Raw genomic sequence first — 23179 nt, 5'->3', positions numbered from 1 at the left:
ACCACTAAGAACTAACCATTTAATCAGCAGTTAGCACTTATCGTTTTGCTCACTCGAATTGATAACTCGTTTGGTATCTTGCTGTTAATGACTATTCGTCGTTTCAATTCCATGCTGTTTTAAAATCAAGGAAGCAAGCAGTTTTGATGCAGGCCCTTGTTGATCCCTATTAGGGATAACTAAGCTCAACATGATGCGACGTTTTTGGCTACCCTCAAGATGTAAACGTACTAGATTACCCGAAGCCAATTCTTCTTGGACTAAGAAAGAGGGGATCCAACAGAAACCAATACCTTGATTTAAAATGACTTTAGCTTCATGGAAGTTAGAGACTGTCCAGCGCTGCTCAGCTTTGAGCCAGCCGATATCAATGTTGGATTGTACACCAGTATCTTTAATCACTAACTGTAAATATTGTGCCAATAGTTTATCGTCTTCAATTGTGCCTAAATCAGCGAGTGGGTGATTTGGATGACAGACGAGGTAGAGTTCTTGTTCACATAAGGGTTCGGATAAATACCCTTTAGGCGGCACCCCTGCACAGATAGCAATATCGACTTTACTCTGCAGAATGAGCTCTTGAGTACCGGTGATCACTGAGTCCAGCATGATGATTCGAGTGCCACGACTGTGGGGCAGAAACGCATTGAGGGCACACACTAAGCTTTCCATCGGATAGATAATTTCACGGGCAATCGTGAGTGTCGGCTCCCACCCTTGTTCAAGATTACTCGCAAGTTGTTCTAACTCGTTGACGGCTTGGGTGACATGCCGTGAGCGGCGCAGCAGCACTTCGCCCTGCGGGGTGAGATAGGCTTTACGGCCTTTGACTTCGAGTAGCTCGATACCTAATTGATGCTGTAATTTGGCAACGGCATGGTTAAGTGACGATTGACTCTTGTTGAGTTTTTCGGCCGCTTGGGCATAGCCGCCAAAATCGACCACCGCTTGCAAAATACGCCATTGTTCTAAGGTAGATTTAGCTCGAGTCATTATAATCTCAAAAAAACGATAGATTGGGGCTTATAGTGGCCACTTCTTACGACTTTTTCAATTAAATATCATAGAGTCAGTCATTTTCACGACATACAGCTAACTATGTCGCGCTAAGTTATTGAGGGGATAGATAGGCGAATAATGACAATTAGCTGTGTTTGCGCCCGAGCGAGTCACAAACACATCCTAAGCATTCACACTTAAAACGCACAAGAACCTATTGCGTCGAAAGCTTGGGTGTTGGAGCTGTCAGCATGTTCTGAAGCGGCGCTATTTGAGATCCTTTGGATCAGCGCAGCACTATCAACGGGGGCGCCAATGACCGCTTTTAATTGGTCACTGAAGCTTAAAGCGTCTTCATTGATGACTAATACATTGAATAATTTTAGTTTGTCTTGGCAGTTGAATGTGGATTGAGCTATCAGCTGGGCTAGCGATGCTTGCCAGAGTGATTGGTAGTAGAGCGGTCCTTCGTTGGCGATAGCATTGAAGCTATAAGGATAATCCTGTGTTTGTGGCCAGTCTTGACCAAAGCTCGCATTAAACTCCGCACCGAGATCCGGATAGACTTGTGCACTTGAGTTTTGGTAAAAGTTGACTGCAACTTTAGCGCGAAAAACTTTAAGCTGCTTCGAATAAGCTTTAGCCAGTGTTTCACGCTCCTGTAAATAAGTGTGCTCAAACCGCGGAAAGAGTTGATGGCGCAGCACTTCAGCTAACCAAAGACTCGCCACAAAATAGCTATCTTGACTCTGTCCCATGGCATTGTTGAGGTAGAAATGACTCGCTTTAGCAAGGGAAATGACCGCCTCTGCGATGGATTCGGTTAATTGCTCAATGTCTTTGTAGTTACTCAGCTGTGGCTTGAGATCCAACGCCTGTTGTCCAAATTGCTGGCCGAGTACACTTTGGCGCAATGTCTGCTGTTGACTACCTTGTTGTGGATTTTGGTTGTACGCCACATAGATTTCACCTAACAATCTTTGCTGGTGGTAGACCCTAACGATATGCGGCCGATTGGGAACGGCAGGTATTTTCTCGACCTTAGCGGTTTCTATGGTCTCAAAGTGTAAACCAAACACTTGCAGATAAGTAAAGCTGCGACTCAAGACGTCAGAGGTTTGCCATGTCGGCCCCTTGGCTGATGCTTGTTGTGACAGGGTTCGCCCAATATCCCAGGGAGCCACTTGCAGATCTTGGGTTTGGCTATCGAGAAAGGCTTTGACTAATTCAGGGGACGATAACTGCTGCGAACTAAGCACTAATGCGCTGTAATCGGTAAAGCCTGCAGCAGTGGCGGCTTGTTGGCGCTGCTCAGCAATTCGCTCTAATGCCGTTTGGTTGGTTTCACTGGCTCTGGCTTGGTAGGCCTGCCATACATTTTGGCGACATACGGCGTTTTCTTGCGTCAGTAAGTAACTGACGATAGTGCCAGCAAAATCGCTCTGCTTTGCACTGCTGCGCTTCGGCTCGTCACTTTTATCACCTTCTTTATGCAGATGTTGCTGCTGAGTCACTTCAGGTTGGCATTGGCTGTCATTGAAGGCAAGACTAAATTGCTGGCTGCCTAACCCTTGGCCTATGCTAGCCTGCGCCGTATGTAATTTCGCTTTCTCCTCGGCGCGCCAATGTTGTTGTAGCAATTGTTTAAGCTGTTGGCTCAGCAGTATTTGTTCTGCATTGCCTTGGGCTAAGGCGTAGGCTAGTTGGCTCAATTCAGTTTGGCTGAGAAGTTGCGACAGGGTGTCGGCGAGGTGTAGCTGGCATTGCAGTAGACCCTCGCGTTCCTCACTTGGTAAGTTAAACCCACGGTAATAGTTGAGTCTGTCGTTGATATTATTAAGCCCTAACATCTGTTGCTCAAAAATAAGCGCGCGCTGGGCCAAGGTTAATTCAGATGCCGTTAAACGCGCATTGGCGAACACAGTCGCAAGATCAATACTTGGCAAACGCAGGCATTGTTCAACTAAGAGGGGAACAGGGCTTGGCGCCGCATAGGCGGCATTCGTAACATAAAGGCTCAAGCCAAACAGGCTAACCAGTAAAGTGGGTTTTAACATGGGTTATGTGTTCTGCATCTGTGATGGAATGAGTTAACTTTGACTTAGTATCCAATTGAGTTAGCTTCAATTCATTGTTATGCATGAAACCCTGTTCTGTTCTGGATGTCAACGATAAGGTGGGAGTCGTAAATGTATTGCTATTCAAGGAAGGAGTTACACTGAGCTGCTGAACACTTACATATTCCAGATGAACTAGAGGAATGGTGATCTTTCGGCTTTTGATATCAGCCATTACTAACTCAAACCCTGAGGACGCAATGACTGATATTCGCTTACTTCAGACTGAAAAGGTTAGTTTAAATCCTGATTAGGTTGATTTTTTACTGCGATAATCGTGGCGCGTTTGGGCGCAGGATAACCTTCAACCGTTTTGGTGATGTCGTTAGGATCTAGGTATTCAACCAGTGATTCGTTGGGCATCCAGTCGGTACGGCGTTGCTCGGCAAGGGCTGTGACATCGGTATCGACACAACGGATATCAGTGAAATCACACTTCTTTAACCAGAGCATGAGCGCGGCAACAGATGGAATGAACCATACATTATTCATTTTGCCATATCTATCTTGAGGCACGAGTACGGCATTTTCGTCGCCATCTATCACCAAGGTTTCTAGCACGAGCTCACCACCGGTGCGCAATTGATCACGCAGTTGTAACAAGTGATCGATAGGCGAACGTCTGTGATATAAAACGCCCATGGAGAAAACAGTGTCAAATGCATCGAGCGGTGGCAGCTCTTCAATACCCAATGGTAACAGGTGTACAGGGTGATGTGTGCCCGCTAAACGTTTGACGGCTTCAAACTGACATAAAAACAACGGCGAAGGGTCGATACCGACGACACGTTTGGCACCTGAGCCCAACATGCGCCACATGTGATAACCACTGCCACAACCGACATCGAGCACAGTGCGGTTTTTCAGCGGCGAAATATGTTGCTTAACGCGGTCCCATTTCCAGTCACTGCGCCATTCGGTATCGATATGGATGCCATGAATGTGGAAGGGGCCTTTACGCCATGGCATAAAAAGGCGCAGCAGGTTTTCTAGCTTCTCTTTTTCACCAGGGCTGAGTTGCTCGCCGCTACCGACGGTCACGCTATCGATAAAATCTATTTGATCTGGTGCAGGATAGTGCAGCTTGTTGAGCACTTTTTCCCACTTTGGCAGGTTGCCGTGTTTATGATCTCGTTGCCACTTGCCTAAAATGCTCGGCAGGGTTTCGAGCCAGTGTTGTAGATTCGAATCGGCGATTTGTTGGTAAAACGAGCTAAAGCTGATCACTTGATGGCCACCATAGAAGCAAAGTTAAAGCATTGGAACCAGAGACTAAAGTGACTAAAGCCTTGGCTGGTGAGTCGTTGTTGATGCGTGGTTAAGGTGTCGGGCTTCATGACATTTTCCAGCGCACTGCGTTTTTGGCTGATCTCAAGTTCGCTGTAACCATTAGCGCGTTTAAAGTCCAAATGTTGCTCTTCCAATAGGGTTTGGATCGGGGCATCTTCGAAGCGAATTTTTTCAGACAGCACTAAAATCCCGCCGGGATTAAGACCCTGATAAATCTTGGCTATCAGGGTTTCTCTGTCTTCTGGTGGTAAAAATTGCAAGGTAAAATTGAGTACCACTAGTGAGGCATTTTTAATATCGATATCGCGAATATCACCGCAAACCAGATCGACGTCTGTATCGCTGACATAGGCATTCAGGTTCTCTTGGCAGCGTGCGACCATAGATTCACTGTTATCTACAGCAATAATGCGACATTGGCGGCCTTGGATTTGGCGACGAATACTTAAGGTCGCGGCACCGAGTGAGCAACCCAAATCGTAAATTTGAGTATTTGGCATGACGAAACGATCTGCAAAATCGCCTATGGTATTGATAATTTGCGCATATCCAGGCACTGAGCGGCGGATCATGTCACTGAACACACCTGCTACACGGTTATCAAACTGGAAATCGCTAATATGCTCGCTCGCTTGAGCGTAGATAGTGTCTTGAGAAACGTTCATCTGAGATTTTTCATGGGAATTCAACTGCGCATTTTAACGAATCAGAGCGATTAGCAGCAAGTCTCATGCTAGTAATTTGCGATAAATTTTTGTCTAATACTTAATAGATAACAAAATCGTTACATGTACATCAAGTACTAAGGGCTCAACTTGAAGTTTGTGATCCACTTAATTGTGATCTTGTGCAGCTGTTTTTTGAGCATAACAGGGCAGGCAAGTCCGTTGTCCTCTGAGCCATTAATCATCGTTATGGGTGAGGATAGCTTTCCCTATCAATATGTCGACAACGATGGCGAGCCGACTGGATTACTGGTTGATTTATGGAAAGTGTGGGCTAAACACAGCCATACCCAAGTGGTTTTTGTGGCGCGCCACTGGCATGAGTCCCTTGATCAACTGCGGCAAGGTAAGGCGCAAGTGCATATCGGCATGGGGAAAACCCCAGAGCGAGAGCAAGAATTTGATTTTGCAGTGCCCATTGCGGATGTGGGCACTTTTTTGTATTTGCATAAATCCTTGCAGGGCAAAAAATCCATCAAAGAACTGATCCCCTTTCAAATTGGTGTGGTAGCGGCTTCATCCCATGAAGCGGAATTACACCGTATCGAACCGCAGCTTGTGTTTAAACGCTACGAAAGTCGTGAGAAATTATTGGTAGGGGTCGCCGCGGGCGAGATCGTAGTCTTTGCGGGGTTAGAAGGCTATTTGAAAGATCCCGACTCATCCCAAGAGATTGCCGCAAACTTTCCCAATACTGCCCGCCTTCAAATTAAGGCGATGCAGTTTGTACCCGCAGTTCAAAAGGGCAATCTTGCATTAGTCGATAAAATCAATAAAGGTTTCACTGCGCTCGATGCGCACTTTATTCAGCAAACGGAGCGACGTTGGCTTGGCTATCAACGTCAACAAGCTGGGATTGTTATTTCGATGCAACTGGGCGCCGAGCCTTTTGTGGACTTAGGGGTCGATGGTTTACCCCATGGTTTGTATGTGGACATGTGGCAGCTTTGGTCTGAGAAAACGGGTATTGCCGTTGATTTTATTTCTGGTGATATGAACTCCAGCGTGGACGATGTTCGTCGCGGTCTCGCCGATGCCCACATAGGTTATCCTGAAAGTGATGATGTTAAAACGGGCCTTACTCAGGCTTGGCATTTATATACGGTGAAGAGTCGACTCTTTCTCTATCAGCAACAGTTAACCGATTTAGACAGCTTAAAAGGTAAACGTATTGGTGTGGTGCCGACAGCGCCTTATTTGGTGGAGTTGCGTAAAGCATTACCCCAAGTGTCACTGCGTTATTACGACAGTATGGATGCCATGGTGGCGGGGGCGAGGTCTGGAGAAGTTGTCGGTTTTATCGCCGCGGGTGCATGGACATCCCATTATTTACTGCTCAATAAAGGCTGGTCTGACTTTAGCCAGTATCCTGATCTCGAATTTAGCACCAACATTTATGTGCTGACCCGTAGCGATGATGCTGGCCTTACACAGAGGATAGCCAATGGGTTTAACAGTATTAGCAATCAAGAATTTGCTGAGATTGAACATAAATGGATGCTCAATCCTAAAGATCATGTTTTTACCCAAGCTGAGCGCCATGTCAGCCTAAGCCCAGCAGAACAGGCCTATGTGGAAAGTGTAGGCGAACTCAAAGTCGGTTATTTAAAGCAATGGCCACCGATGGAGTTTATGGATGAGCAGGGTGAGTTTGCGGGGATCAATAGCGATATCGTCAAATTGCTCAAGGAACAACTCAAACTTAAGCTCACGCCCGTTGCCTTTGATGATTGGCATTCGTTAATCGAGGCATTGCAAAAGGGCGAGGTGAGTTTAGCCGGCAGTGTCGCGCAAACGGCGGAGCGCCAGCAGCGTTTAGCGTTTAGTGAAGCCTATTGGCCATCGCCGTGGGCCTTAGTATCGCAACTGGAACAAGTCTCGGTTTTTAATATTGCTCAGCTCGCAGGTCAAAGGGTGGCTGTGGTTGAGGGATATCATTTGGTGGCCCAATTGATGAGTCTGGAGCCTTCGCTCAAGTTAGTCATAGTGCCAAATACGCAGGCCGGATTAGCGGCCGTGACGAATGGCAATGCGAATGTGTTTATCGATAAAGTGGTGACTTTAGCTTCTGAGCTTAAAACCAGCCACTATCCGACACTGAAAATGTCGCTGCTCAGTGATCTCGCCGATCAGCATAGTCATATTGGTGTTTATCCTCAATTTGCGCCACTGGTGCCGCTGATTAATAAAGCTTTGGCTTTGGTTGATGCTCAACATCAGCAAAAAATATATACGCGCTGGGTGTCATTTTCTGTGGCGACAGAGAGTGCTAAATATCTGCAATGGCTGCGTTATATCGTGTTTGGCGTGATAATCTTGTGCTTAGTGATGGTGGCTGTGTTGTTAGTGAATCGTCGCTTAAATCGTGAGATCACTCAGCGATTGGTGGCTGAAAAACGTTTGTTGCATGTGGCTAATCATGATGCTTTAACTCAGTTGCCCAATCGTGCCTTACTTGATGACAGACTAACCCAAGCTTTGCTATCTCATCGCAGAGAACAGGCACATTTCGCTTTGTTATTCATCGATCTCGATGGTTTTAAACAAATCAATGACCAACACGGTCATCCTATTGGCGATGAATTACTGGTACTGGTCGCCCAAAAGTTAACCAAGGTTATCCGTGGCTCAGATACCGTTGCGCGATTTGGCGGCGATGAGTTTGTTATCCTGCTAAATCGTGTGCAAGATCTCGATGCTGCAACCCAAGTTGCTGATAATATTCTACAGGCACTGTCGAGCCCTTTACTTATTCAAGGCGTCAGTGTCAGCATAGCGGTTAGTATTGGCGTGGTGATTTATCCCCGCGATGGTGATACCGCAATAGGTTTATTGAAAAAAGCCGATCAGCTGATGTACCAAGCAAAAAGTTGCGGCGGGCGTTGTTATCGCTCAGCTTGATGTTTTTTTGAACGCTCATGCTCATATAGTGCGTTCGCCTCTAGTCAAGGGCGTAAAACTGTTTGATACTTCACCGCCTAAGTGTGAAGTACTTTGGTAATCGGCATTATTTTACTATAATGCCGCTTTTATCTCGTTTTGATTATTTCCAAAGCACCGGTTTCCGGATAAAGGATAGAGTTAGATGCGCAGTCATTATTGTGGAGACGTCAATAAGTCTCACGTTGGACAAGAAGTTACCTTGGTAGGTTGGGTTAATCGTAGCCGTGATTTGGGTGGCGTTGTCTTTTTAGATTTAAGAGACAGAGAAGGTCTCATCCAAGTGGTCTATGATCCAGACTTACCTGAGGTGTTCAATGTCGCTAGCACGCTGCGCGCCGAATTTTGCGTTCAGGTCAAAGGCTTAGTTCGTGCCCGTCCTGATAGCCAAGTCAATGGTCAAATGAAGACGGGTGAGATTGAAGTCTTAGGTCAAGCCTTGACGATTATCAATGCTGCCGATCCACTGCCATTGAGCATGGATAACTACCAGAACAACAGCGAAGAGCAACGTCTTAAGTATCGTTACTTAGATTTACGTCGTCCAGAAATGGCGCAGCGATTAATTTTCCGCGCTAAAGTGACCAGTTCTGTGCGTCGTTTCCTCGATTCAAACGGTTTCTTAGACATAGAAACACCGATCCTGACCAAGGCAACCCCAGAAGGAGCCCGCGATTATTTAGTACCAAGCCGTACTTATAAAGGTCAGTTCTTTGCCTTGCCACAATCGCCACAGCTGTTTAAACAGTTACTGATGATGTCAGGCTTTGATCGTTACTACCAAATCGTAAAATGCTTCCGTGATGAAGACTTACGTGCCGACCGTCAGCCAGAATTCACCCAAATCGATATCGAAACGTCTTTCATGAGCTCTGAGCAAGTGATGGCGAAAACCGAAGAGATGATGCGTGGTCTGTTCCTTGAAATGCTGAACGTCGATCTCGGCGAGTTCCCGCGCATGACCTACAACGAAGCGATGCGTCGTTTTGGTTCAGATAAGCCAGATTTACGTAACCCATTAGAGCTGGTGGACATTGCCGATTTACTCAAAGAAGTGGAATTTGCGGTATTCTCTGGTCCTGCGAACGATGAAGAAGGTCGTGTTGCTGCACTGCGTATTCCGGGCGGCGCTGCACTGTCTCGTAAGCAAATCGATGATTACACTAAGTTTGTTGGCATCTATGGCGCTAAAGGCTTAGCGTGGATGAAGATTAATGACCTAAGCCTTGGCTTAGAAGGCATTCAATCACCTGTGCTGAAATTCTTAAACGAAAGCATAGTCAATGAAATCGTGAGCCGCACTGGCGTGCAAACTGGTGACATTATCCTGTTTGGTGCAGATCAGGCGACTGTGGTTGCCGAATCTATGGGCGCACTGCGTCTTAAAGCGGGCGAAGATTTCAGCTTATTGCAAGGTGAATGGCGTCCACTGTGGGTAGTTGACTTCCCAATGTTTGAGAAAATCAACGGCAACTTCCACGCGGTTCACCATCCGTTCACCGCACCGCGCGGCGTAACGGCAGCTGAACTTGAAGCTAACCCAGCAAATCGCGTTTCTGATGCTTACGATATGGTATTAAACGGCTGCGAATTAGGCGGTGGTTCAGTGCGTATCCACAACCAAGAAATGCAGTCTGCGGTATTCCGTATTCTGGGTATTACTGACGATGAAGCTAAAGAGAAATTCGGCTTCCTGTTAGAAGCGCTGCGTTACGGCACACCGCCACATGCAGGTTTAGCGTTTGGTTTAGACCGCATCATCATGCTGATGACGGGCGCAAGCTCAATCCGCGATGTGATGGCGTTCCCTAAAACCACCACTGCCGCTTGTCCGCTGACTAACGCGCCAGGATTTGCAAATCCGCAGCAGTTAGCTGAACTTGGCATTGCCGTGGTTGAGAAAGCCGTTAAAACGGAAGACTGATCTTTCGTAACAGGGCTTTTGTAAATTGATCTTATGCAAATTGATCTTATTCAAGTCGACGTTGTGTAACTCGTTTTGTGAAAGGCGATTGGCATTAGTCGATTGGCGTTAGTCTATTAGCATTAGTCCTTATCAGTTATTTTTAGTCGTACCGAAAACCGAGGCATGAGCCTCGGTTTGTTTTAGTGAACCGTCATTCCACCGCTTATCAATATCTGTTAGTTCAATCCTTTAAGTAAATAGCCGTTATTTAGTCTTATTCCACCTTCGGCTCTTGATAAGCTTTGCGATGGCACCTAGATGATACCTAAGTAGAGGAGACTTCCCATGGCAGGTCACAGTAAATGGGCCAACATTAAGCACCGTAAAGCGGCTCAAGATGCTAAACGCGGTAAACTCTTTACTAAATTCATTCGCGAGTTAACCGTTGCAGCCCGTGAAGGTGGCTCAGATCCCGACTCTAATCCACGATTACGTGTCGCCATCGATAAAGCCCTTGGTGGCAATATGACCCGAGACACGGTTGAGCGTGCGATTAAACGCGGCGCCGGTGAATTAGAAGGCCAGCAACTCGAAACCATTCTCTATGAAGGTTATGGCCCAGGCGGCACCGCTGTGATGGTTGAAACCATGACGGACAATCGTAATCGTACTGTGAGTGGTGTACGTAATGCGTTTAGTAAATCGGGCGGTAACTTAGGCACGGATGGGTCGGTTTCTTATCTGTTCACTAAGCGTGGGGTGTTATCCTATGCGCCGGGAACTGATGAAGATGCATTGATGGAAGCGGCGCTTGAAGCGGGCGCGGAAGATATTGTCAGCTATGATGATGGTGCTGTGGATGTTTTTACTGATCCCGTTGATTTCTATACGGTGAAAGAGGCGCTCGATAACGCCCATTTTGTGGCGGATAATGCCGAAATCGCGATGATAGCCTCGACGAAAGCTGAGCTTGATCTAGAAACCGCCGAAAAATTTATGCGCCTTATCGACACCCTTGAAGATCACGATGATGTGCAAGAGGTGTATCATAATGCGGAAATCTCCGATGACGTGATGGCAAGCCTAGGTTAGATTAACTGTGAGCTGGATTTGGGCGTCAATCTAGACCAATTTCAGTTCGCACACGCTAACGTAGGACACTCGCTAATCCAGGAACTGAGACGAACATTCAGATCCCATATAAGGCATTAAATGGCAATTATTTTAGGTGTTGACCCAGGTTCACGGATCACCGGCTACGGCGTGATCCAATGTCAGGGACGGCATCAGATTTACCTCGGCAGTGGCTGTATTCGCACTTCGTCTGAAGAGCTTCCTGGCAGGCTTAAGCAAATATTTGATGGGATCACTGAAATTATTCGTCAGTATCAACCGGACGAATTTGCGATTGAACGGGTATTTATGGCAAAAAATGCCGATTCTGCGCTCAAGTTAGGCCAAGCACGCGGCGCGGCCATTGTTGCTGCCACAGTCGCCAATTTACCTGTGGCCGAATACAGTGCGACTCAAATTAAGAGCGCAGTCGTGGGTACGGGGCGAGCACAGAAAGCCCAAGTACAACACATGATCCAACAACTACTTAAATTACCCGCAGCCCCACAAGCTGACGCCGCAGATGCACTCGGAGTTGCTGTGTGTCATTATCACACCAGCCAGAGTTTAATTGCATTGAGTGGCCGGGCAACGGCAAGAACATACGGACGGTACAGATGATAGGTCGTTTACGGGGCGTGCTCGTTGAGAAACAAGCACCAGAAATTTTGATCGATGTTAATGGTGTTGGTTACGAGTTACAGATGCCGCTTACTAGCTTTTATGAGCTGCCTGAAGTTAATCATGAAACTATGGTCTACACCCACTTTGTGGTACGTGAAGATGCACAGCTACTCTATGGTTTTATCACTAAGCAGGAAAGGGCGTTATTTCGCTTACTGATCAAGACCAATGGTGTCGGTCCCAAGCTCGCACTGACCATTTTATCAGGCATGACAGCCGGAGAATTTGTGGGCTGCGTTGAGCGCGATGACATAGTGACCTTAGTGAAATTACCTGGTGTTGGTAAGAAGACCGCCGAGCGGTTACTGGTAGAAATGCGCGATAAGCTCAAGAGCTTGATGGAAGCCTCAGCAGGCTCAGAGCGTGAGTTCGTGCTGCAATCCAATTACTCACCCGCACCGACAGTCAATAGCGCCGAAGAAGATGCTATTTCAGCTTTAATTTCGCTGGGTTATAAACCACCGCAGGCGAGCAAATCGGTTTCTGCAGCCTACAAAGAGGGCATGGATTCAGAAACTCTGATCAAAGCCGCCCTTAAATCGATGCTTTAATTGAACAATGATGATAATTAAGATGAAAGCTGCGATAAGGAATAATAATGATTGAGGCAGACAGACTCATCCAGCCGCAGATCCAAGCTCAAGATGAATCCATCGACAGGGCGATGCGCCCTAAAATGCTCGATGAATACACGGGTCAAGATGACACTCGGGCACAGCTTAAGGTGTTTATTCAAGCGGCAAAGAATCGTAATGAAGCCTTAGATCATATGTTGATTTACGGTCCGCCGGGATTGGGTAAAACCACCTTAGCCATGATTGTTGCGAACGAGATGGGGGTGAACATTAAATCCACCTCTGGGCCTGTGCTGGAAAAAGCGGGCGATCTCGCCGCACTTTTGACCAATCTCGAATCCGGTGATGTGTTATTCATCGATGAAATCCACCGATTAAGCCCTGTGGTGGAGGAGATTTTGTATCCAGCGATGGAAGATTATCAGCTGGATATCATGATAGGTGAAGGGCCGGCAGCGCGCTCTATCAAGCTTGATTTACCGCCGTTCACTCTAGTGGGGGCGACAACACGGGCAGGGGCTTTGACTTCACCACTTCGGGCGCGTTTTGGGATCCCGCTACGGCTTGAATTCTATAATATCAAAGATTTAAGCACCATAGTCACGCGTTCGGCGCAGGTGATGGAACTGGATATTGATGCTGAAGGTGCATTTGAAATCGCACGCCGTTCACGTGGTACACCGCGGATAGCTAACCGACTGCTTCGCCGCGTGCGGGATTACGCGCAGGTGAAGCATGATGGCGCTGTCACTAAGTTTGTTGCCGACCATGCACTAGACTTGCTGGATGTCGATAATGAAGGTTTCGATTACATGGACCGCAAGTTACTACTCGCCATTATCGATAAGTTTATGGGTGGCCCAGTTGGACTCGATAACTTAGCCGCAGCCATAGGCGAAGAACGCGAAACCATTGAAGATGTGCTAGAACCCTTTTTGATCCAGCAAGGCTTTATCCAACGCACGCCCCGCGGCCGTATTGCAACCGCACGAGCATATCAACATTTTGAGTTGATCAAACCCGAGTAAATATCAGTTTGATGATTTATATGATTAAGAGGCGACCTGAGAGTCGCCTTTTTTATGGGAAAAATTTACCTTTGCATACAATTTGGGTGAAGTAAAAGCGATATTTAAACAAATTAAGGGCGGTAATTGGAGGGGATAATGAGCTTTTATGAGTTGATAGGTATAAATTCTCATTATTAAATTGTATCAAAACTCCAAAGTATTATGGCTGTTTTCAGCTCGTTATTTAGACATTAATAATAGCTGTAAATATATAGAAATCTATATATTTACAGCTATTTACTGATGCCTTTTATTTATCAACAAGTGTATCAGTGTGGTGTGTTTGTTGAGCTGAAATCTGAGATCTTTACTATTAAGATTGATTTTTATCTGAGATTAATTTAATTCAACAAATTGGATTTAGGCCATTAAATTCTCAAAACAAATAGTCGCTACAGTTACCCTTTTTTAGGTTTTCATATGGAATAACTTGTAATGATATTGGTTTGTTTTTATTGGTGGCTTTGTTTTTATGCATAAATAACACAATTGATGCTAATTGTATCCTTTGTTATGTACTGATTTAGCAAGATTATCTTAATAATTATGGCTATTTCAAATTGCTCACGTCTATAGATATGCAGTTTAAGTGGTAGTTAATCAATACTTCATTCCAATTCAAGTCTCTCGCCACACCAAATAATTGTGACTTGTATCACACTTTTTGCCATTGAATATGTTTCATAAAAGTAATTTATTAACAGTGTTAATCACTAATTACTTATTAAGGTTGAGGGTTAACTTCTGATAAATTATGAATATTAAGTTTTATTGAAAATAACGACCATCAAAAAAACAAATTAACTCAAATTTATTAACATTTATTCTGTGTTGGTTAATATTTTGAGTGTTGACGGAGTTAAAGTGAATCCTCAGTATCGAGTGCAACACTAGTACATCAATAGTTGTACAAGCTGTAAGCATAAAAATAATAGTAAGATCTAGGGAGCATTCATACATGATCAAAAGAACCAAAGTAGCGTCGGCTATTAACTTAGCTATCGTTGCATCTATCACTTCTGGTGCATTTGTTACGTCAAGTGCATTTGCTGCTGAAGAAAAAGCAAAAGTTGAACGTATTGAAGTCACGGGTTCACGCATTCAACGCCAAGACATGGAAACAGCATCTCCAGTGACCGTTATTGATGCTGCTGCGATTAAAGCGGAAGGTTTTACTTCTGTTGACCAAATGTTACAAGTGCAGACTTCGATGGCGGGTGCGGCAGTGGGTTCAAGCACAAACAACGGTGCTGACGGTGTTGCCCAAGTTGACTTACGTGGCATGGGTTCACAACGTACGCTTGTGTTACTGAACGGCCGTCGTATGGTGAACTCAGGTTCTGGTGCCAATAGTTCTGTGGATCTGAACTCGATTCCAGTGGCTATGATTGCGCGTGTTGAAATTCTGAAAGACGGTGCCTCAGCGGTTTACGGTTCAGATGCCATTGCAGGTGTAGTGAACATTATCACTAAGAAAGACTTTGAAGGTTTCCAGCTAGATTTTAACGGCAGTGGCACTGACAAAGGTGACGGTGAAAGTGGTGATGTAAGTGCATTATACGGTTTCAACACAGAGGGTGGTAACTATACCTTTGGTGCTGCTTATGCTGACCGTCGTGGCGTGATCCAAGGTGATCGAGATTGGTATGACCCACTCGATAATACGAGTTCAATTATTCCAACTGGTGCATTAAACCAGAAAGTAATTGATGCAAATGGTAATTGGGTTAACAGAGCCACAGGTTATGATTATTCGAATGACGTATATTTTCAAACGCCAAGTGAGCGTCGCAGCCTATTTGCAAATATGACACAAGAGTTAGGTAATGATGTGGTATTGACGGCCGATGCTATCTATACCAATCGTCGTTCTAACCAACAACTTGCGGCACAGCCTGCGCAAATCAAGTTAAATGTTTGCGGTGACCCAAGAGTGACAGATCCAACTGCTGGTTGCCTTAATCTTGACCAAAGCATGGTTGATGCTGGGATTAAAGCTGACGCTCGCGGACAAGTGCAATATAACAGACGTATGAATGATGTTGGACCTCGTGTTTATAACCAAGATACCGATACCTGGCGTTTATCTACTGGCTTAGCGGGGTCTTTGGATGTTCATACTGGTATGAACTGGAATGTGGACTACACATTTGGTAAGAACGAGGCTAAAACAGGCGTTGATAACTCAATTAACGCCACATTGATGGCCGCTTCTATTTATGCTGATCCATATGCTTGGTTTGAAGGTTCTCCACTGACAAATGAGATGAAAGACGTTTCTTATGACGAGAAATCAACTGGTGGCAATGAACAACAAACTTTATCTGCTGGCTTAAATGGTGAACTCTTCGATTTAAGTGCGGGTGCTGTGGGTTTTGCCATAGGTGCAGAGTATCGTCGTGAAAGTGGTTTCTATAATCCAGATCCTATTGTTGTTGCTGGCGATAGTACTGCTGCTCAGCAAGATCCAACAAGTGGTAACTATAACGTTATCTCTATTTTCCAAGAAGTGAGCGTACCATTCACAGACAAATTAACGGGTGAATTTGCACTACGTTTAGATGATTATTCAACATTTGGTAAAGCAACTACGTGGAAAATTGGTTTAACGTATACTGCTACCGATGATTTAATGATCCGAACTGTTGCAGCTACAGGCTTCCGTGCTCCTAGCGTTGCCGAATTATATGGTGGTAATTCAGGTTCCTTTGATTATTTAACGAACCCTTGGTTACCTAAGAATGAGCAAACGGGGCAGATTTTAGTCAACCGCACATCTGATGAAAATTTGAAACCTGAAGAATCTGAGTCATATACAGCTGGTTTAGTTTATTCACCAAGCTATATCGATGGTATGTCTCTTACTTTGGACTACTGGCGTTTCAAAGTAACTGATGCTATTGCTCGTGCAGATGTTCAAGTTGGTTTAGATGCTTGTCAGAAAGGTGATGCTGAAGCATGTAGTACATTCAATATTACTGCTGACGGTGATTTGTTTAATTTAACAAGCGCATTAACAAATGTTGGATCACAGGATACTAGCGGTGTTGATTTCAACTTAGCTTATAGCTTTGCATTGTTTGGGTTAGACTGGAAAGTCAGTAATGATACTACATACCTCATTAATTATGAGCAAGATGGTGAAAACTATACAGGCACTATCGATGGGAACTTCGGTGCGTATTCTCGTGTTCGTAACAACTTCAGCATTTCTGCGGGTCAAGATGATTGGAGTGTAATGTACTTCAACCGCTATATCCGATCTATGAATGATCATTACACAGACTATGATGCGAATGATGAACCATTTGCTGCTGTAAGAGGTGTTGATTCTATTTTATATCACAATATTTCTGGGACTTATCACGTAAATGACAGCACCACAGTTAGCTTAGGTGTTAAGAACTTTACTGACGAGAAGCCTCTATACGTTACTAACGGTAGTGATGCTGGTACGGTTCCTGAAGTTTATGACACTATCGGCCGTACCATTTACGGTGGTGTAACTGTTAAATTCTAAGCTAAGTTCAGACTCTTAGTTTCTAAAAAGCGCCTTAGGGCGCTTTTTTATTGGGAGTTTATGAGATGATTTTAGAGTCGCTAATCATCCGTTGATTGGTTGTTAATATCGTATTTTGTTCACAGTTTTCAACATCACACTTCTTAACTAATGTAATAGCGCTAGAGTCGTCTCGATTCGCATGGTAATATAAATGATATAGATTCTCGTTTGGGCTTTAAGGATGAGTAAAATACTCTTGGTCGATGATGATCCATTGTTTAGCGTGTGGTTAGCTGATGCCTTATGTACGCAAGGGCATGAGGTTAAGTGTGCGGTTAATGGCATTGAGGGTCTGGCATGCATTGAAAGTTTTGCTCCAGACATCATAGTGCTTGATTTAGTGATGCCACAGATGAATGGATTTGAGTTGCTAAAAGCGCGTGAATGTTCAACGCCAGTATTGATGATTTCAGCACGTGATAATGAAGATGATCGCATCACTGGTTATGAATTGGGAGCAGATGATTTTCTGAGTAAGCCGTTTAGCATAAAAGAGATTTTTGTCCGCTTACGAGCCTTAGAGCGGCGTCTCTGTGCTGGTCACTCTCACTCGCCGCAAATGGCGACTGTGGCGGCTAAAGTGATTAACTTCGATGAAATGAGTTATAGGATCACTATTGGCACCCGCTATGTCGATTTGACCCAAACCGAGTTTAAATTATTTAAATATCTTTTTGAAAGAAAAGGCCAAGTCATCACTAAGCAAGAGTTGCAGCGCTCAGTGCTACAGAAAGATTTGGGCCGATTTGACCGTAATCTGGACATGCATATTAGTAACACTCGCCGCAAGCTAGCCAATATCAGCTTGCCGCGTAATTTGATAAATACAGTACGAGGCCAAGGTTATAGTTTTATGGTCTAATATCTTCATGAATTTATAGCGAAAGGCTCATTTCTTGTGGATTTTAGGCGTGTTAACTGGTTAATTAAAGGCCGATTGCAAGTGTCTTGACTGAATTTAATGGCTTTCGTTTTCCCCTTGGGATGTTTTGGTTTATTCTATCGGCCATATAATAAAATGTGACGTGTGCTATCTGTCGCACGCCATTAAATTGCCCTTAGTTTTAACAACCTATTAGGAATCATTATGCGGATCAGTGCCAACTTTGATGGCGGAAATATCCAAGTCGTCAATCTTGATAATAAAGACGATATTCAACTTGCTATCCGCCCTGATGCGGGTGGTGAGTTTTATCAATGGTTCAATTTTCGATTTGAAGGTGAAGTGGGTAACCATTACACCTTGAATATTATCAATGCGGGAACCGCTTCTTATACCAAGGGATGGGAAGATTATCAGGCGGTGGCCAGTTATGATCGCCAGCATTGGTTCCGTATTCCGACTCAATATCAAGATGGTAAACTGAGCATTAGCATAGAGTTAGATTGCGATGCCATTCAAATCGCTTACTTTGCACCCTACAGCTATGAGCGTCATTTAGATTTACTCAGCGGCGCCCAGTTACACCCAGATGTCAATTTAGAGCATTTAGGCCTGACCTTAGATGGCCGCGATATTACTCTGATGAAAGTGGGGAATGGTGATCCTTCTAAACGCAATATTTGGATCACCGCCAGACAACATCCGGGTGAAACGATGGCTGAATGGTTAGTTGAAGGCCTAGTGAATCGTTTACTCGATAATGACTGTCCCACGGCAAAGGCGCTGCTTGATAAGGCCAATTTCTATATAGTGCCCAACATGAATCCCGATGGCAGTATCAGAGGCCATCTGCGCACCAACGCTATTGGGATTAATCTTAACCGCGAGTGGCAAACTCCGAGTTTAGAAAAAAGCCCTGAGGTATATCACGTCGTCAATAAGATGCAGCAAACGGGTGTTGACCTGTTTTATGATGTGCATGGTGATGAAGGCTTACCTTATGTGTTTCTAGCGGGTTGTGAAGGCGTCCCCGCTTATAATGATAAACTCGCGCAGCTGCAAGCGAACTTTAGTCAAGCATTGACCTTAGCCAGTGCCGATTTTCAAACTCAGTATGGGTATGATAAAGATGAGCCCGGTCAAGCGAATCTGACCGTAGCGTCTAATTGGGTTGCCCAGACCTTCAAGTGTTTATCAAATACCCTTGAGATGCCGTTTAAAGACAATAACAATCTGGCCGATCCTTTTGTGGGTTGGTCACCAGAACGCAGTATTTATTTAGGTGAAGCATCGCTAATTGCCATGCTCGCCGTTGTTGATAAGTTACGTTAGGGCGAGGCTGATATGGCATTAATTGAATGTTCGGTGTGTCGTAAACGTATGTCGAGCAAAGCGTCTTCATGCCCCCATTGCCAAGCAAAAACCGATGGCGACAATGAGTCCTTATCGCGTATTAGTCATATTCAAAAGTCCAGCAGCTTAATGAATCAGAGTTTCGTTGCTATGACCTTGTTCATTGCTGGTGTGGTGATTTGGTTTTGGGGTGGGGAACCCGCCGAAGGTATGCGTGCGAATATCGCCGGAATATGCTTTGTGTTTGGTTTTGTAGGTTATCTCATTACACGAGTCAGAATCGTGTTACATAAGCGGAAAAGTGTATGACGGATATCAATCAAGTGATCGATCAAATGCCCATTGAAGTTTATGAAAGGCTTCGTAGTGCGGCTGAGCTGGGTAAGTGGGAGGATGGTACTGTGTTGAGTGAGACTCAGCGTGAATCGACTCTGCAGGTGGTGATGTTGTATCAAGCGCGTAAGCTTGAGCAAACAGAGCATTTCACTATTGCATCTGACGGTAAAATAAATGAGCTGTCTAAGGCCGAGCTGAAAAAGCAATTCCGCGGTGAGCCGATTGCTGGCTTTAAAGCGCAGGGTTTATAATTTCTGACTGGCCGCGCAGATCGGCTTGCAAGGTGTGCTTTATTAGGAATTAGGTGTAAGTCTGAGGTTGGCAAGGGGAGCTAGCATTTTATCTTTTGTTAGTGATATCAATGCTAACATTGATTTGATATCAAATAACTTCAATGCAACTCTTGGTCCGCAAAAGTCTTAAAATAAACGCTCATTTAGTGCTGTTAAGTCTGAACTAAAATCTAGTCTGAGTTTAAATCAAAAAAGCCCATCAAATATGGGCTTTTTTTGTTGCTAGCGTTTGAGGGCAACAAACAGATTAGAAGACACTATCTTTAATCTATGCTCAGTTCACCGACTAGATTTTGTAACATGGCCGCTTTTATCTCAGCTGGCTGCAAATTTTTAGATAGCAAATAATGCAGTTTTGCTAAGGCCGCTTCTATGGTCATATCGGCGCCACTGATCACGCCTGCTTTGGCTAATGCATTGCCTGTGGCGTAGCCGCCCATATTCACCTTACCTTGGAAACATTGGGTTAGATTCACCAGCACTATGCCACGTTCATCTGCTTGCCTTAAGGTTTTGAGTAAGGCGGCATCCTGCGGCGCGTTACCCACACCAAATGTTAGCAGTATGAGGGCTTTAACTGGCTGTTGCAGAATGTTCTCAAAAATCTGTGTTGATATCCCAGGATACAAGGTCACCACACCGACAGGTTGTGGGCTGATATGAGCGACTTCTAATGGGGTATCGTTGGCGACCGTGATTTTGCCTGCGCGCAGATTGATTTTGATCCCCGCCTCAAGCAGTAGCGGGAAGTTGGGTGAGGCGAAAGCATCGAAACCGTCGGCGTGGGCCTTAGTCGAGCGATTGCCCCTAAAGAGTTTGTTATTGAAGAATAAACACACTTCCGCAACTGGATAATTCGCCGCTATGTAGAGTGAGTTCAATAAATTAGTTTGGCCGTCTGAGCGCAACTGGGCGAGGGGAATTTGCGAGCCCGTCACTATCACAGGTTTTGATAAGCCTTGCAGCATAAACGACAGTGCCGAAGCCGTGTACGCCATGGTATCTGTGCCGTGAAGGATTACAAAGCCATCGTACTTATCGTAATTGGCTTGTATATCGTCGGCGATCATCTGCCAATCGGTTGGTGCCATATTGGAAGAGTCGATAAGCGGGCAGTATTCGTGGATCACAAATGTCGGCATTTCTTCATGGTAAAACTCAGGCATAGATTGCACGCACTGAGTCAGGAATCCCGCGACGGGGACAAAGCCGTTATCGGTCTTTTGCATACCGATGGTGCCGCCAGTATAGGCAACATAAATGGAGCGTTTAGTCATTCTTGTCGTTTTCTTAGCTTCAAGTGGCCGAATTATACGATTTTACTGACATAAACCCAATAAAAAAGCCCGGAGATCCGGGCTTTGTCTTTGTCATCATCTTGAAGTTGCGAGCTGCAACCTAGACGCTGGCAGATTTAGTTCATCATATTGCAACTATCACAGTAGATGTAGACGTTATTTGGATCATCAAAAGAGGTTAACGTTTTCAAGCTGCTGGTCCATTGCGCTAGCATTTGCTCTAACATCGATGATTGGCTCAGTGAGGCGGGCAGGTAGCTCGATACTGAGGCAAACATCTGTTGCATAAAGCGTTGCTCGGGTGTCAGCTCTTGTTCGATAACGCGGGTGTCAAATAGTGTCATATCAGCGAGTTTAGCGGCTTTAGCAATCGCCTCATCTAAATCACCCAGTTCATCGACTAAGCCAAGCTCAAGGGCTTTTTTACCACTCCAAACACGGCCTTGGGCAATCTTATCGACTTGTTCTATGGTCATTTTACGTTCTTTAGCGACCAGCGAGATAAAGTCTAAATAGCCACGTTCAATATGACGTTGGATAATCGCTTCAACTTGCGGTGACAGCGTGCGCGTCACAGACAATCCCGCCCATTCCGATGTTGATACGCCATCAGTATGCACGCCTATACTGGCCAGAGAATCTTCGAAGGTGGTGATCATGCCGAAGATCCCAATTGAGCCCGTGAGCGTAGTTGGCGTTGCGAAGATGTAGTCGGCACTGGCCGAAATCCAGTAACCGCCCGATGCGGCCAAACTGCCCATGCTGACGACAACAGGTTTGCCAGCCGCTTTAAGTGCCAGTAATTCTTGACGAATTTGCTCCGAGGCAAAGGCGCTACCGCCTGGGCTATCGACGCGCAGCACTAAGGCTTTAACGTGTTTATCGAAACGGGCCTTACGTAGCAGCTCGGCAGTGCTTTCGCCGCCAATTTGGCCCGCAGGTTGAGTGCCGTTCAGAATCGTGCCACTTGCGACAATAATGCCGACACTGTCTTGTTCAACAAAGCTTGGCAATGGCGTCACTAAGGTTAAATAATCGTAAAAACTCACTTGCTTGAAACTGTCACCGCTGCTGGCTTTGCCAACGGTTTCTAGCATGGTTTGACGAAAATCTTCCGTCGTGGCTAAGTTATCAACCCATTTCATGTTGATGGCCATTGCCGCAGAGTCACCATTAGCTTTATCGAGCTCGGCCAAATAAGTGCTTGCATCGGGCACTAGCGAGTTAGGCTCAATATTGCGATTACCAGCGACTATCTGGGTATAGCTTTGCCATACATCGGTTAAAAGTGCGCTACTGGCTTCGCGAGCAGCATCGGACATATCGTCACGCATGTAGGGTTCAACCGCAGATTTAAAGGTTCCCACGCGGAAAATATGCGCTTTCACTTTGAGTTTATCTAAGGCCGATTTGAAGTACTGGTTGTACATACTCAGGCCATCAAGCGAGACACCACCTTGGGGATTGAGGTAAATAGTGTCGGCAAAACTGGCGAGGAAATATTGATTTTGCTCGTAGTAGTTGCCTATGGCGACCACTCTTTTACCGCTTTCTTTAAAGCGATTGAGCGCATCACCGATAGATTGCAGCTTACTGATCCCGGCACGTTTCAAATCGGCTAGATCAAGTACTAGGGTACTTATCCTTTGATCTTGCGCGGCATTATCAATCACATATAACACATCGGCGAGCAGGATTTCCCCATCGGCATTGCCATTATTGCCTTGCTTGAATGCGGCTTCTAAGGGATCGACCTGTTGCTTCTGATCGACAATCGAACCAGCCAGATTAAGCACCAGTGCTGAATTATCTTCAACTTGAATATCTTCGCTGCTGCCAATGGAGATGATAATGGCGGCTAAGATGCCAAAAAAGATCAGATTGAGTATCAGTTTACGCGTCCCGTTGAGGGTGTGCCAAATAAACAAACATATTCTCTTGAAAAACGATGGGTTAGCGGACATTTTCCACTCCTTTATAAGTCCAATCTGCCCATGCTAACTGAAAATGGCGCTACAGGCTAAACACAATTGTA

Annotated in this window: 17 protein-coding genes; 11 read left to right on the top strand and 6 right to left on the bottom strand. The window is 45.3% G+C overall.

Annotated elements, in window-relative coordinates; all coding sequences use genetic code 11:
* Positions 1-84: 84 nt before the first annotated feature.
* From L5M38_RS03450 to cmoA, 4 genes are all read right to left on the bottom strand, one after another.
* Positions 85-993 (bottom strand): LysR family transcriptional regulator, encoded by a 909-nt coding sequence (locus L5M38_RS03450; protein WP_113940376.1) that lies wholly within the window; start codon positions 991-993, stop codon positions 85-87.
* A 203-nt stretch (positions 994-1196) separates the two neighbouring features.
* Complete coding sequence (locus tag L5M38_RS03445) at positions 1197-3056, bottom strand: M3 family metallopeptidase (RefSeq protein WP_263178359.1); 1860 nt, start codon at positions 3054-3056, stop codon at positions 1197-1199.
* 294 nt (positions 3057-3350) lie between these two features.
* Positions 3351-4343: a tRNA 5-methoxyuridine(34)/uridine 5-oxyacetic acid(34) synthase CmoB gene (gene cmoB, locus L5M38_RS03440; RefSeq protein ID WP_263178358.1), complete on the bottom strand. Its 993-nt coding sequence runs from the start codon at positions 4341-4343 to the stop codon at positions 3351-3353.
* A complete protein-coding gene (gene cmoA / locus L5M38_RS03435; RefSeq protein ID WP_173244719.1) occupies positions 4340-5071 on the bottom strand; it encodes a carboxy-S-adenosyl-L-methionine synthase CmoA in 732 nt (243 codons plus the stop codon). The genes cmoB and cmoA overlap by 4 nt, the downstream gene beginning before the upstream one ends.
* Before the next feature lie 150 nt (positions 5072-5221).
* Here cmoA and L5M38_RS03430 point away from each other — a divergent pair, with 150 nt between their 5' ends.
* From L5M38_RS03430 to L5M38_RS03380, 11 genes are all read left to right on the top strand, one after another.
* Complete coding sequence (locus tag L5M38_RS03430; RefSeq protein WP_263178356.1) at positions 5222-8032, top strand: transporter substrate-binding domain-containing protein; 2811 nt, start codon at positions 5222-5224, stop codon at positions 8030-8032.
* A 184-nt stretch (positions 8033-8216) separates the two neighbouring features.
* A complete protein-coding gene (gene aspS, locus L5M38_RS03425; RefSeq protein WP_263178355.1) occupies positions 8217-9995 on the top strand; it encodes an aspartate--tRNA ligase in 1779 nt (592 codons plus the stop codon).
* Positions 9996-10322: 327 nt separating this feature from the next.
* Positions 10323-11069: a YebC/PmpR family DNA-binding transcriptional regulator gene (locus tag L5M38_RS03420; RefSeq protein ID WP_131524073.1), complete on the top strand. Its 747-nt coding sequence runs from the start codon at positions 10323-10325 to the stop codon at positions 11067-11069.
* 120 nt (positions 11070-11189) lie between these two features.
* Complete coding sequence (gene ruvC, locus L5M38_RS03415) at positions 11190-11711, top strand: crossover junction endodeoxyribonuclease RuvC (protein WP_006081743.1); 522 nt, start codon at positions 11190-11192, stop codon at positions 11709-11711.
* Positions 11708-12325, top strand: coding sequence for a Holliday junction branch migration protein RuvA (gene ruvA, locus L5M38_RS03410; RefSeq protein WP_006081742.1), 618 nt, complete (start codon positions 11708-11710; stop codon positions 12323-12325). Before ruvC ends, ruvA begins: the two co-directional genes overlap by 4 nt.
* Positions 12326-12372: 47 nt before the next feature.
* Complete coding sequence (ruvB, locus tag L5M38_RS03405) at positions 12373-13377, top strand: Holliday junction branch migration DNA helicase RuvB (RefSeq protein ID WP_028759854.1); 1005 nt, start codon at positions 12373-12375, stop codon at positions 13375-13377.
* A 1000-nt stretch (positions 13378-14377) separates the two neighbouring features.
* The gene (locus L5M38_RS03400) at positions 14378-16939 is read left to right on the top strand and encodes a TonB-dependent receptor plug domain-containing protein (protein ID WP_263167328.1); all 2562 of its coding nucleotides are present in this window, start codon (positions 14378-14380) and stop codon (positions 16937-16939) included.
* A 223-nt stretch (positions 16940-17162) separates the two neighbouring features.
* Positions 17163-17843, top strand: a complete 681-nt coding sequence (locus L5M38_RS03395; RefSeq protein ID WP_028759856.1) for a response regulator transcription factor — start codon at positions 17163-17165, stop codon at positions 17841-17843.
* Between the two features lie 225 nt (positions 17844-18068).
* Entirely contained in the window at positions 18069-19196 is a 1128-nt protein-coding gene (locus tag L5M38_RS03390) for a M14-type cytosolic carboxypeptidase (RefSeq protein WP_263167330.1), read from the top strand.
* Positions 19197-19208: 12 nt separating this feature from the next.
* Positions 19209-19526, top strand: coding sequence for a zinc ribbon domain-containing protein (locus tag L5M38_RS03385; protein WP_263167331.1), 318 nt, complete (start codon positions 19209-19211; stop codon positions 19524-19526).
* Positions 19523-19804 (top strand): YeaC family protein, encoded by a 282-nt coding sequence (locus L5M38_RS03380; protein WP_263178353.1) that lies wholly within the window; start codon positions 19523-19525, stop codon positions 19802-19804. Before L5M38_RS03385 ends, L5M38_RS03380 begins: the two co-directional genes overlap by 4 nt.
* A gap of 305 nt (positions 19805-20109) precedes the next feature.
* Here the strand turns inward: L5M38_RS03380 and ansA are convergent, their stop codons facing one another.
* Entirely contained in the window at positions 20110-21123 is a 1014-nt protein-coding gene (gene ansA, locus L5M38_RS03375) for an asparaginase (RefSeq protein WP_006086774.1), read from the bottom strand.
* Positions 21124-21260: 137 nt separating this feature from the next.
* Positions 21261-23108: a signal peptide peptidase SppA gene (sppA, locus tag L5M38_RS03370; RefSeq protein ID WP_263167333.1), complete on the bottom strand. Its 1848-nt coding sequence runs from the start codon at positions 23106-23108 to the stop codon at positions 21261-21263.
* Between the last annotated feature and the right edge of the window lie 71 nt (positions 23109-23179).

Source organism: Shewanella sp. SM101 (assembly GCF_025654465.1).
Taxonomy (GTDB): Bacteria; Pseudomonadota; Gammaproteobacteria; order Enterobacterales; family Shewanellaceae; genus Shewanella; species Shewanella oncorhynchi.
This window is presented reverse-complemented; position numbering and strand designations above follow the sequence as displayed.

Excerpts from the sequence above, each read along its gene's own strand:
- L5M38_RS03450 (WP_113940376.1), bottom strand. The coding sequence starts at position 993 with ATGACTCGAGCTAAATCTACCTTAGAACAATGGCGTATTTTGCAAGCG.
- L5M38_RS03445 (WP_263178359.1), bottom strand. The coding sequence starts at position 3,056 with ATGTTAAAACCCACTTTACTGGTTAGCCTGTTTGGCTTGAGCCTTTAT.
- cmoA (WP_173244719.1), bottom strand. The coding sequence starts at position 5,071 with ATGAACGTTTCTCAAGACACTATCTACGCTCAAGCGAGCGAGCATATT.
- aspS (WP_263178355.1), top strand. The coding sequence starts at position 8,217 with ATGCGCAGTCATTATTGTGGAGACGTCAATAAGTCTCACGTTGGACAA.
- L5M38_RS03420 (WP_131524073.1), top strand. The coding sequence starts at position 10,323 with ATGGCAGGTCACAGTAAATGGGCCAACATTAAGCACCGTAAAGCGGCT.
- ruvC (WP_006081743.1), top strand. The coding sequence starts at position 11,190 with ATGGCAATTATTTTAGGTGTTGACCCAGGTTCACGGATCACCGGCTAC.
- ruvA (WP_006081742.1), top strand. The coding sequence starts at position 11,708 with ATGATAGGTCGTTTACGGGGCGTGCTCGTTGAGAAACAAGCACCAGAA.
- ruvB (WP_028759854.1), top strand. The coding sequence starts at position 12,373 with ATGATTGAGGCAGACAGACTCATCCAGCCGCAGATCCAAGCTCAAGAT.
- L5M38_RS03400 (WP_263167328.1), top strand. The coding sequence starts at position 14,378 with ATGATCAAAAGAACCAAAGTAGCGTCGGCTATTAACTTAGCTATCGTT.
- L5M38_RS03395 (WP_028759856.1), top strand. The coding sequence starts at position 17,163 with ATGAGTAAAATACTCTTGGTCGATGATGATCCATTGTTTAGCGTGTGG.
- L5M38_RS03390 (WP_263167330.1), top strand. The coding sequence starts at position 18,069 with ATGCGGATCAGTGCCAACTTTGATGGCGGAAATATCCAAGTCGTCAAT.
- L5M38_RS03385 (WP_263167331.1), top strand. The coding sequence starts at position 19,209 with ATGGCATTAATTGAATGTTCGGTGTGTCGTAAACGTATGTCGAGCAAA.
- L5M38_RS03380 (WP_263178353.1), top strand. The coding sequence starts at position 19,523 with ATGACGGATATCAATCAAGTGATCGATCAAATGCCCATTGAAGTTTAT.
- ansA (WP_006086774.1), bottom strand. The coding sequence starts at position 21,123 with ATGACTAAACGCTCCATTTATGTTGCCTATACTGGCGGCACCATCGGT.
- sppA (WP_263167333.1), bottom strand. The coding sequence starts at position 23,108 with ATGTCCGCTAACCCATCGTTTTTCAAGAGAATATGTTTGTTTATTTGG.